This window comes from Kitasatospora sp. NPDC056531 (genome assembly GCF_042794375.1).
GTDB lineage: Bacteria > Actinomycetota > Actinomycetes > Streptomycetales > Streptomycetaceae > Kitasatospora.
This window is the reverse complement of record NZ_JBHTTU010000140.1, coordinates 1-11046: the sequence shown is the minus strand read 5'-3', so window position 1 is coordinate 11046 and position 11046 is coordinate 1. Positions and strand designations below refer to the sequence as shown.

Annotated in this window: 8 protein-coding genes; all 8 read right to left on the bottom strand. The window is 72.0% G+C overall.

What is annotated here, in order from left to right; all coding sequences use genetic code 11:
* Positions 1–2471 (bottom strand): condensation domain-containing protein (locus ACFQ87_RS41740; protein ID WP_380616193.1); only part of this gene is annotated, 2471 nt, incomplete at its 3' end.
* Between the two features lie 36 nt (positions 2472–2507).
* Positions 2508–2720 (bottom strand): MbtH family protein, encoded by a 213-nt coding sequence (locus tag ACFQ87_RS41735; protein ID WP_380616192.1) that lies wholly within the window; start codon positions 2718–2720, stop codon positions 2508–2510.
* A gap of 75 nt (positions 2721–2795) precedes the next feature.
* Entirely contained in the window at positions 2796–3755 is a 960-nt protein-coding gene (locus ACFQ87_RS41730; RefSeq protein WP_380616191.1) for a TauD/TfdA family dioxygenase, read from the bottom strand.
* Positions 3756–3847: 92 nt separating this feature from the next.
* Positions 3848–5659 carry an amino acid adenylation domain-containing protein gene (locus ACFQ87_RS41725; RefSeq protein ID WP_380616190.1) on the bottom strand — a complete coding sequence of 604 codons (1812 nt, stop codon included), beginning with the start codon at positions 5657–5659 and terminating at the stop codon, positions 3848–3850.
* A 15-nt stretch (positions 5660–5674) separates the two neighbouring features.
* Complete coding sequence (locus ACFQ87_RS41720; RefSeq protein WP_380616189.1) at positions 5675–6460, bottom strand: hypothetical protein; 786 nt, start codon at positions 6458–6460, stop codon at positions 5675–5677.
* A gap of 33 nt (positions 6461–6493) precedes the next feature.
* Complete coding sequence (locus ACFQ87_RS41715; RefSeq protein ID WP_380616188.1) at positions 6494–6769, bottom strand: phosphopantetheine-binding protein; 276 nt, start codon at positions 6767–6769, stop codon at positions 6494–6496.
* A 63-nt stretch (positions 6770–6832) separates the two neighbouring features.
* Entirely contained in the window at positions 6833–9235 is a 2403-nt protein-coding gene (locus tag ACFQ87_RS41710) for a lantibiotic dehydratase (protein ID WP_380616187.1), read from the bottom strand.
* The gene (locus tag ACFQ87_RS41705; RefSeq protein WP_380616186.1) at positions 9232–10524 is read right to left on the bottom strand and encodes a condensation domain-containing protein; all 1293 of its coding nucleotides are present in this window, start codon (positions 10522–10524) and stop codon (positions 9232–9234) included. The genes ACFQ87_RS41710 and ACFQ87_RS41705 overlap by 4 nt, the downstream gene beginning before the upstream one ends.
* Positions 10525–11046 lie beyond the last annotated feature (522 nt).

Genomic DNA, 11046 nt, shown 5'->3' with positions numbered 1-11046 from the left:
ACCGGGTCGAAGTTCTCGTCCACCACGTACACCGACGTCCCCGAGACCGGACCGCCGATCGACACCTTCGGCTCCTGTTCGGGGCCGAGGACCGCTGTGGTGGTGACGCAGGTGTTCTCGGTCGGGCCGTAGGCGTTGATCAGTGTCAGTTCCGGATGGGCGCGGGCGACGCTCGCGCAGGGGGCGGGCAACGCGACATCGCCCCCGATGAGCAGCTGCCGCAGGCCGCTGAATGCCGCCATGTCCTGCTCGGCGATCTGATGGAACAGGCCTGTGGTGGGGCTGAAGCTCGTGATCGAGTGCTCCCGGATCAGCGCTGCGATCTCGGGAACGTCGAGCCGACCGGGCGGGGGTGCGACGACGGTGCCGCCGTTGAGCAGCGGAACCCAGATCTCCTCCAGGGAGACATCGAAGGCGAGCGGGACGGTGTGCAGGGAGGTGTATCCGGGGCCGGATGACAGATAGGTCTGCCGATGGGCCAGCCGGACGACGTTGCGATGGGTGATGCCGACGCACTTCGGGGCCCCGGTCGAACCCGAGGTGAAGGTCACGAACGCCAGCGAGTCCGGGTGCGCGGCCGTCGCGAAGGCGTCGGCGGATTCCGCGGCGGTCGCGGCCTGGACCGCAGGGTCGTCGAGTACGACGACCGTGCGCCCCTGCGCCGCCTCGCCGAGCGCGGCCAGCGCCTCGGTCGTGGCCACGATGACCTCGGCCCGGCTGTCCCCGACGAGCAGCCGGTTGCGCTCCGGCGGCGCGACGGGATCGAGTGCCAGGTACGCGCCACCGGCCTTGAGTACCGCGAGCAGCACCGTGATGAGGCCGGCCGACCGGGGGACCGCGACCCCGACGACGGTGTCGGTCCCAACACCGTGCGCGCGCAGCACACGCGCCAGCCGGTTGGAGCTGTCATCGAGCTCCGCATAGGTCATGGTCCGGTCCACACCCACGACGGCCGTCGAGCCGGACGCGGTGGGCAGGATCGCGGCGAAGAGCTCGGGCACCGTCGTCTCGACGGTGCTGCCGAGGGCCTTGAGCCCCCAGTCGAGCAGCTCCTGGCGATCGGCGGCGGAGAGGACCTCGATCTCGCCGATGCGGGCTTCGGGCCGCTCGGCAAGCTGCTTGAGGATCAGCTCATAGGTGCCCAGTACGCGTTCGGCGTCGGCCTCGTTCAGCCGCGAGGGCTCGTAGGTCAGGTGGAGCAGCAGTTCATCACCGGCGACCACGCTGAGGTCCAGCGGGAAGCCCGTCTGCTCGTAACTCCGGACGACCTGCAGATCGAGCCCGGCGGCTTCCGCGTCGCCATCCTGGTGGAGGTCGACGAACTGGAACAGGTTCTCGAACAGCGGCGTCCCGCTCGGCACCGAGGTGTGCCGCCGGATGCGCGCGATGCCGATGTGCTCCGCCTTGCGCATCCCGTTCAGGGAGGAGTGCAGTGTCGTGAGCCAGTCCGCGACGGCCATGTCGGCATCGACCGTGACCCGGGCCGGCACCGTGTTGATCATCAGGCCGACGATCCGCTCCAGATCGGCCTGGTCCGCGGAACGGCCGGAGAGGATGGTGCCCCAGCACACGTCCCGCTGCCCGCTGAACCGGCTCAGCGTGATCGCCCACGCGCCTTGCACCACCGCATGGACGGTGCAGTGATTGCGCCGGGCGAGTTCGGCCACCTGCTTGGTGAGGGCCGGGGAGACGGTGCGGGCGGCTGACGCGCTGCTCGCGCTCGCCTCGCGCGCGGCGGGGGCGATGAACGGCAGCGCCGTCGGCGAGTCGAAGCCGCCCATGAGGCCCGCCCAGAACGCCTCGTCGGCCTGCGCGTCGCGCTGCCGCAGCCACTCGACGTGGCGGCCGTAGGGCACCGACTCGGGCAGGTCGGGGAGCGCGCCCGCGGCCAACGCGGAGTAGGCCGCGCCGAGTTCGGCCCGGACGATGGACCCGCTCCAGGCGTCCATGACGATGTGGTGCTGGTGCCAGGCGAGCAACTGGCGTTCGCCGTCGAGCCGGATCAGGTCGAACGCCAGCGGCGGCGCCGCGGCCAGGTCCATGCCGTGGTGGCGCCGCTCCAGCAGCAGCCGGGTGGTCGCCGCCTCCACGGCCTCGTCGTCGCGGCCGCGCCAGTCCAGGGTCCGCAGCGGCAGCGGGAAGCCCCGGTGGACGACCTGGACGGGGTGCGCGACGCCGTCCGTGACGAAGGTCGTTCGCAGGATCGGGTGCCGGTCGATGACGTACCGCCAGGCGGCGATGAACGCCTCGGTGTCGAGCCGGCCCCGGATCTCGTACACCGCCTGGGTCAGGTAGTTCCCGCTGTCCGGGCGGTGCGTCGACTCGAAGAGCATCCCCTCCTGCAGCGGCGACAGGACGTAGACGTCCACGACCGTGTCCGGCGGATACCGGTCGAGGACGCTGTCCAGACCCTCCGAGTCGAGACCGGAGTCGGGGAACTGCTCGGGGGTCGGCCGGAACCGTTGATCCATCGCCATCTCCAATCAGCGTCGTTGAGAAGCCGGGGCTCAGGCGTCCACGGCGGCGGCCATCCGGTCGCGCAGGCTGCGCGGCCGCAGGTCCGTCCAGACCTGTTCGATGTGCTGGACGCAGTCCTGCTTCGAACCCGTCGTGCCCTCGTCGGACCAGCCGGCCGGATTGGGCCGGTCCGCGGCCCAGACCGAGTACTGCTCCTCGTGGTTGACGACTACCTTGAACTGCGCCTCACGGCCGTCGGCCATGGCTTTCTCCTTCGTGTCGGGGTGTTCGGGTCGGGGGGTGTCGCGACTTCGTCGTGTCGTGGGTGTCGCGGCCGGTCAGCTCATCGCGACGAGGATCCGGCGGTCGCCGGTGAACGGCTCACGGCCGTGCGCCATCAGCATGTTGTCGATCATCAGGACGTCGCCCTGCCGGTACGGCAGCGCCAGCGCGACCCGGTCGTAGACCGACGCGATCGTCCTCAGGTCCTCGTCGGGGATCGAACCGCCGTCCGCGAGGTAGGCGTTGCGGGGCAGGTCGGCCTCCGCGTACAGCGCGAGCAGGGCCTCGCGCACCTCCGGCTCCAGGCCCGAGACGTGGAACAGGTTGGCCTGGTTGAACCAGACCTCCTCGCCGGTGTGCGCGGCCCGGGCGGTGGCCGGCCGGCGGTGCCGGGTGCGCAGCCCGTCCTCGACCCACTCGAACTCGATGCCGTGGCCCGCGCAGTACTGCTCGACCGCTGCGCGGTCGGCGGTCTGGAACGCCTCCTCCCAGCTCAGGCCGAGCCCGTCGCGGAACGTGCGGGTGTAGACGACGCCGTCGGAGAAGCGCTGGCGCAGATCCGCGGGCAGCTGGGCGAGCACCGACCGGCTGTCGGCGATCGGGGTGGCGCCGCCGGTCGCGGGCGGGGTCTGGCAGAAGAAGAACACCGACTGCGGCCAACGGCTCGAGTAGGAGCTCTCGTTGTGCATCGGGATCGCCTGGTCGGCGGGGTACTCGGTGGAGGTGTAGATGTTGCCGCTGACCGCGCTGCGCGGGGTGGAGCGCTCGGTGTACTCGAGCAGGTCGCCGCCCACGGCGCTGACCACCTGGTGGAACGCCTCGACATCGCGCGAGGCGCCGCGCAGCAGGACGAACCCGCGGCTGCGGAGCGCCGCGCGCAGCGGCTCCCGGTGGGCGGTGACCCACGCCAGGGGATCCTCGACGGTGGCGAGGTCGTAGACCAGTGCGGCGGTGTGGCCGTTGTCGTGAACGGCGGCCTGCACGCCGCCGATCGTGCTGTCTTCGGTGCGGGGCATTGACAGTCCTGTCCTTGAACGGAGGCCCGGGGATCGGAGACCGGGGATCGGAGACCGGGGATCGGAGGTCGGGGGTCGGAGTCCGGGGCCGGTCAGCCGGCGAGGATGTCCCGGACGGTGCGCCTGCGCAGCACGTCCATCAGGGAGATCCGCAGTCCGGCCTTGCGGGCGCGGGTGACCACGCGTGCGGCGGCGATGCTCGTGCCGCCCAGCGCGAGGAAGTCGTCGTCGATGCCGACCTCCTCGGCGCCGACGGTCTCCCCGATGACCCGGCACAGCAGTTCCTGCTCCGGGGTCATCGGCCCGGCCGCGGACCGGTCGGGCCCGGCCGCCTCCGGCGCGGGCAGCGCCGTGCGGTCGAGCTTCCCGTTGGCGGTGAGTGGGAGTTCGGCCAGCGGGACGAAGACGGCCGGGACCATGTACGGGGGCAGGGTCTTCGCCAGGAGGCGGCGCAGCTCGACGGCGTCGACGGCGGCTCCGGCCGTGCCGACGACGTAGGAGGTGAGCCGGGTGTGGCCGGCGTCGTCCGGGTTCGGCACCACGGCGGCCGCTTCCACCAGGGTGGACCCGACGAGCGTGGCCTCGATCTCGCCGAGCTCGACCCGGTAGCCGTTGACCTTCACCTGGTCGTCGATCCGGCCCAGGTACTCGAGCTCGCCGTCCGGCCGCGTCCGGACGAGGTCGCCGGTGCGGTACATCCTGGCTCCGGGCCCGCCGAACGGGTCCTCGACGAACCGCTCGGCGGTGAGCGCCGGACGGTTCAGGTAGCCGCGTGCCAACTGGGCGCCGCCGATGAACAGTTCGCCGGTCCCGCCGTCGGGGACGGGCCGCCGGGCGTCGTCGAGCACGTACAGACGGGTGCCGTCGACGGCGCGTCCGATCGGCACGGCCCCCGGCTCCAGGCGGTGGCCGGGTTCGACCACGTACACGCAGCAGCCGACGGTCGCCTCGGTGGGGCCGTACTCGTTGACGACGCCCACCCCGGGGTGGGCCTCCCGCCACGCCTCCAGCGCGGCGCCGAGCAGGGCCTCGCCGCCGATCACCAACTGCTCGCTCGGCGAGCACTCGTCGGGCAGTCGACGCAGCAGCGCGAGGTGCGACGGAGTCACCTTGAGGAAGCTCGGCCTGCGGAACCCCGGCGGAAGGGCGGTGCCGTCGGCCAGCGAGACCAGATCGACGACCTCGACCGATCCTCCGGCGATCAGCGGCGGGAAGATGCTCGTCACGGCCAGGTCGAAGGAGACCGAGGAGTGCAGCAGGGTCCGGCCGGCCGTGGCCGGGTAGTGGGTGCGCGCGTAGTCGAGGTACACGTTCAGGGCCCCGTGGTCGATCACCACACCCTTGGGCGTGCCCGTGGAGCCGGACGTGTAGATCACGTACGCGGTGCCGTCGTCCTGCGGCGGCGGGGCCGTGGACGGCGAGAACGCGGAGTACCCGGATCCGGCCGGATCGCGGGCGTCCAGCAGTGCCTCGGTCTCCGGGGACCCCAGGTGCAGGACGCGGGCGACGGTGTCCGTACCGGCGAGCGCGGTGCGGGCGGCCTCGCCCGACGCCACCACGATCGGCGCGGCGGAGTCGGCGAGAACGTGCGCGATCCGCCGGGCCGGGTCGTCGACGGCGATCGGCACGTAGCCGGCACCGGTCTTCAGCACCGCGAGCAGCGTGACGACGATGTCGGTCGACCGGTCGAGCATCACGGCGACGAGCGCACCGGGCCCCGCCCCCCTGTCGGCGAGCACTCCGGCCAACCGGGCCGCCCGGTCGTCGAGTTGCCGGTAGGTCGATTCACGGCCGTCGTGGACGACGGCGACCGCGTCGGGAGTCGTACGGACCTGCTCGGCGAACAGCTCGGGGACCGTTCGCGGCGCGTTCGTGGAGAGTCGGGACGGCATTCGGGATGACATGGTGACGACCACCTTTCAGTTGCTCACCGTGAGCGCCGCGGTGACGGCGGCGGCGACGGTCGGGCTGCGCAGCAGATCGGCGCGGCTGCTGTCGAACGAGGTCTCACGACCTGTGAAACCGCCCACGTGGTCGGCCGAGTTGAGGGACAGCGCGTCCGCCCACCGCGGCCGGCGCTCCAGTCGGCGCGCCGCCGACAGGTAGCGCGCATAGGCCCGGAACAGCCCCATGAGTTCATCGCCGACCTCGCCCTCGATGCCCCATCGCTCGAACGCGACCCGGCAGGCGTCGACGTAGACGGTGGCGAACTCCTCGGCGAGGGCGGCGAATCCGCCGGTGTGCTGCTCGACGATCCGCTCGGCGCGCCGGCGGAACCGCTGCTGCTCGTCCTCGTCGAGCACGGTCATCGACCCCAGCGCGCCGAACAGGTCGCGGCTGAGGGTCGTCGTGTTCGGCGCCCCCGGGTTGAACAGGACGACCTCGGGCCGGACCTCCTGCCGGAGCTCGATGGCGTCGGCCAGCGCCGCCGCGTACACGCCGCCGGCACAGTAGCCGAGGACCGCCGACACGCGCTCGCCGGGACGCGGCAGGCTCTCCAGCCACCAGGCCAGGTACTCGTCGGCGTGCTCGGCGTCCGCCGTCGGCGGCACCGCGTGCCACACGTCCAGCTGATCGGGCAGCAGCCGGGCCAGGTCCCGGAAGGTGGCCTCCTGGCGGGTGCTTCCGTCGAAGTCGACGGCCAGGACCAGGGCGCCCTGGCGGCCCCGGACGAGCCGGTCCCACCCCTGTGATGCTGAGGTCATGTGCGTTGTCCGCCTCCCGTGTCCGGTCGCGCCCTAGCCCCGGGCGCTTCGCACGGCCACGGCCTCGGCCACGCCGTCGACCGTCCGGGCCCGGAAGACGTCGCGGATCGTCACCTTGACGTCGAAGACCTGGCGCAGCCGGGCGACCAGGCGCGCGCCGAGGATGGAGTTCCCGCCGAGCTCGAAGAAGTCGCTGTCGCCGCGCACGGGGGCGTCGCCGCCGAGGATCTCCTGGAAGACCTCGGTGACGCGCGGCGCGAACTCCTCGGCGGCGGGGTTGTCGGAGGTCAGGTCTGATGCGGTGCTCATGAGTCGTGCTCCTTGGGTCGGGGTGATGGTGTCGAGTGGTACGGCGCAGTCGCCGGTGGCGGGTTACGCGCGGGCCCGGTCGATCGCGACGAGCCGCAACTCGGACGCGTAGGCCGCGCCCGCGCCGTCCCGGAGCCAGTGGCCGGGCAGGTCGGGCAGCATCTCGGAGAAGGAGACCCGGGACGCGGGATCGTCCGCGGCCGCGCTCCGGACGGCGGCGGCGAGCAGCTCCACCAGCGCGATGCTGCTGAAGTCGACGTAGATCGGTTTGGTCTCCACGGCGACCCGGTAGAAGGCGCGCTGGGGCAGCCCCATCGCGTCGCGCCAGCGCACCGCGGCCCGGTGCCGCTCGACGCGGTCGGAACGCCGCACCCAGGCCAGGTCGCTGACGCCGATGCTCCAGGACTCGCGGGAGATCACCAGTCGGTCGATGGTGACGCGGGGGCGGTGCGCGGCCGACGGCAGCGGCTTGAAGCCGTTCATCGCGGCGCCGGAGAGGTACTCGCCCAGCACCTCCAGGAGGTCCAGGTCCGGCGTGTCGGGGGACTTGACGACCAGTCGCTCGCCGTCGCGGTGCACGGTCATGGCCGCGCCGGGGACGACCCGGCCCGTCGTCCCGGTACCGGTCGTTCCGATGCCGGTCGCCCCGGTGTTGCGGGCGTGCATGGTCCACACCAGGTCCTGCGGGCCGACCAGCACCGGGGGATACGTACGGGAGTTGACGGCCGGGGACTCCAGCGCGGGCAGCGGGAGCACGCGCGGCGTCCGGCGGTCGGCCGCGTCCATCGCGGCGAAGCGCTCGGGCTCCGGGAACTGCGCGATCCCGGCCGGGCTGTCCTGGGTGTTGATCGCCAGATGCAGCTCGCCGAGGACGAACTCGTAGTCGCCGGCGGCGATCGCCTGGGGGTCGCGGGCGGTGATCATGATGTCCGGGCACTGGTGGACCGCGGACGACCACGGTGGCTCGCAGGCCGGGAACAGCTCGCGTACCCGAGCGGCCAGGTCGGCGGCGGACACGCGGTGGCGGCGGACGTCGTCCGGGACCGCAAGGATCTCCGCCCAGCGCCGCTGGAGCTCCGGGACGACCGCCGCGACCGGCGGCGCGAGGTCCTGGAACGAGTAGGCCAGATCAGGCGTCATCGCGTTGAGAACGGCGTTCAGCGGCACCTCGCCGTCCAGGGAGCCCGCGCGGAGCCGCTCGTACACCTGTGTCAGGCGCCGGCGGTACCCGTCGCCCACCTGGCCGACGAACCAGCGCGCGCTGTCGAGCAGCAGGCCCAGCGGCGCGGCGAGTTGTCCGAGCAGATCCGCCCCGAGCGCCACCTCGGTGTCGCGGAGCGTGTCCTCGTACACCACGCGCCGACCGCCGTAGGCCTGCCCCGCCCGGCGCGCCGGGTCCTGCCCGGTCACCTGCTCGAAGACCTCGTCGAGCCGTTCCATGGCCTTGAACACCGAGTCGGCGTCGCCGGCCGCCTCGCTCACGGCCTCGCGGGCGGCGAGCACCTCGTCCAGCAGGCCGAGTGCCTGCTCGCGGGCCGCCGCGTCGTCCACCGCCAGGAGCGCGCCGCGCAGCCCGTGCTCGCGAAACTCGCCTGTGGACAGCGGAAGTTCGCACACCAGCAGGTCTTCGGCGCTGAGCCGGTCGACGACCGTCAGCACGCTTTCGCCGGCCCGGGCGGCGTAGCCCGGGACGGACCGCTCGATCTCAAGGATCGTCGTGGCCCCGTCGCACAGCTCGAAGACCTCGGCCTCCGCGGCGGTGAGCCTGCGGACCGGGCCGCGCGGCCTGCGGATGCCGATCTCGGTGCCGTCGCCGCTGTCCCCCAGGAGGGCGTCGGCCTCCGAACGGCGCGGCTTGAGGGATACCCGCACCCGCGGATCGGCGGCGAGCGCCCGGGCCACCGCTTCGACGGCCCAGTGCTCGAAGTACACCTGACGTCGGCGCAGCAGCCGTTCACCGGGCCGGATCGTCATCCCGGTCGTGTCCTCGGACCATCGACCCCAGCAGTGCGGCCCGAAGAAGCCGATCGTCTCGTTCTTCAAGCCGTAGCGCTGGAGGTACGTGGCGACCTTGAGCTCCCGTCGGCGCTGCCGGGCGGGTTGGGCCTTGGACCTGGCGGCGACCTTGTCCACACAGCCGCTCAGCATGGCGGGGTTCTGCCACGCGACCGCCTCGCGGAGCATCGGGTCCGCCGCCGCCGTGCGCAGCGCCGTCTCCATCCGTGTGACGGCACGGTCGTACTCCCGGGCCAGCGCATCGGACGGCGGACCTTCGCCGTCCTCGGCGGTTGCGGCCGCCAGCAGCTCGTCGTCGGCCAGCGGCTCGACGATGGCCGACGGGAACCCGGCGGAGCGCAGCTCCACGTCCCGCCACACCTGCCACCCGGTGCCACCGAGGGGTATCAGGTGCTCGGCGGGGTTCTCGCCCGTCCCGTCCATCCCGGTCTCTCCACTCGTCCCGTTCAAGAGGCCTCCTCGATCCGAAGCGCGGTTCCGGCGCACTGTGCGAGTGACTCGGCCAGTCGGTCCGTGTACCGCTCGCCGGACCGCGCCGACAGGTGCCCGCTCCACTGCACCTCGCAGCCGAGGCGGCCACCGTCCTCGAAGAAGCGCACCGACAGCGGGGTCTTGGCCGCGAAGTTGGGGACGTCGAGTTCTGCCGTGCAGGTCACGCCCGTACCGGCGTGCTCGACGGACTGCTGCTGGCGGCGGTAGGAGATCATCACCTGGTTCAGCGCCTCCACCGCACCGCCGCCACGTCGCACGTGCGCGGCCAGCTCGGCGAAGGAGTAGTGGCGCCGCCGCAGATCGGCGGACCATCCCTGGTGCTCCCGCCGAGCCAGGTCGACGACCGTCTCACCGGCCTTTCGACTCGCGGACAGCGGCACCTCGTTGATGAAACAGCCCACGATCGCGGACTCCGCACCGAGCCGCTGGGACGCGGCTCCGCCGAGCACGGTCACGCCGCTGTCCGGCACCGGCAGGGCGTGGTGCACCGCCGCCGAGACCAGCTTGAAGACGCTGACGCCGACGGAACGGGCGCACGCGCCGATGCCCGCTGCCGCGGTCGGATCCGCGGTGATGATCCGCCGCATCACCGTGTCGGAGGCGCCCTCGCGCGGGAAGGGGATGACCATCGCCGACGGCGGGATCCGGTCGTACCAGTAGTCGCGGTCCTCGGTGAGCGCGGACTCCTCGGCCGCGCGAACCCGGCGGACGAGACGGACGTACTCGTCCGGTGAATCAGGCGAATCCGGCCGGTCCGGCGCATCCGGCGTCGCGGCGGCGCCCGCGATGGACCTGCTCAGCTGCTCGGCGAGGAGGCGGTGGCTGATCCAGTCGTAGATCAGATGATGGACGATCAGGACCACCACCGTGTGCGCGGGGGCCATCGGCAGTACGAGGAACCGCACCAGCGGACCGCCGTCCACCTCGAACGGCCGCATGGTCCGTGCCGCGATGAAGGCCTCGGCGCCGTCCACCGGCTCGGCGAGGATCTCGATCTCCGGCTCCTCGTCCGAGAAGCCGTAGACGATCTCCCCGGTCCAGGTGTCGATACCCATCCGCACCCGGAGGGCCGGCGTCGCCGCCACCAGCCGCCGACAGGCGGCGGCCAGATCCGCCGCCGCGATCCTGCCCCGGACCTCCACTCGCACCGCGAGGTTGAAGGCCCCCGCCGCCTCGGTCTTCTCGTCCGCGAAGTACAGTGCGGCCTGGGCCAGCGTCGCCCGCTCGTTCCCGTGAATCAGAGCCACGTCGGCTCCCTAGTCGTCGACCTCATGCCGACCATTCCAGGGGACGGGGATCAACATGAGATCGACGGCCCGTCAATGGAGGATCGACGATCCGCCACCGGCCGGCTGAAACCGGTGGCTGACGTCGTCAACGGTCGCCGATCGCCCGGATCCGCACCGAGAATTGATGCCGACACACCTCTTGCGCTTTGGTGTGACTTGAAGGTTGAAGCGAATGTGCAACCCGAAGGCATGCGGCAGGGCTCGGCCTCGTCTGAGCCCGGCGGAGGGAATGAGCGCCCTCACCTCTCTGCTGTGACTTGAGACTTGAAGCACAGCCAGGCGCCCCTGCGAGGCTGAGCCGTAGGCGGAACGCAGCGCGCCGCGTGAGCGGCGGCGTGCCCGGCGGCGGCGTGGCCGACCGCATTGAGACACTCCGGCGGAGTCACTACTGAAATTGAATGAGTGGTGTCGGGGGCTGGCCGGGGTCAGCCATCCATGATCAGTCCGGCTTGGGTGAGGCATCCGTCGATCAGATCCGGG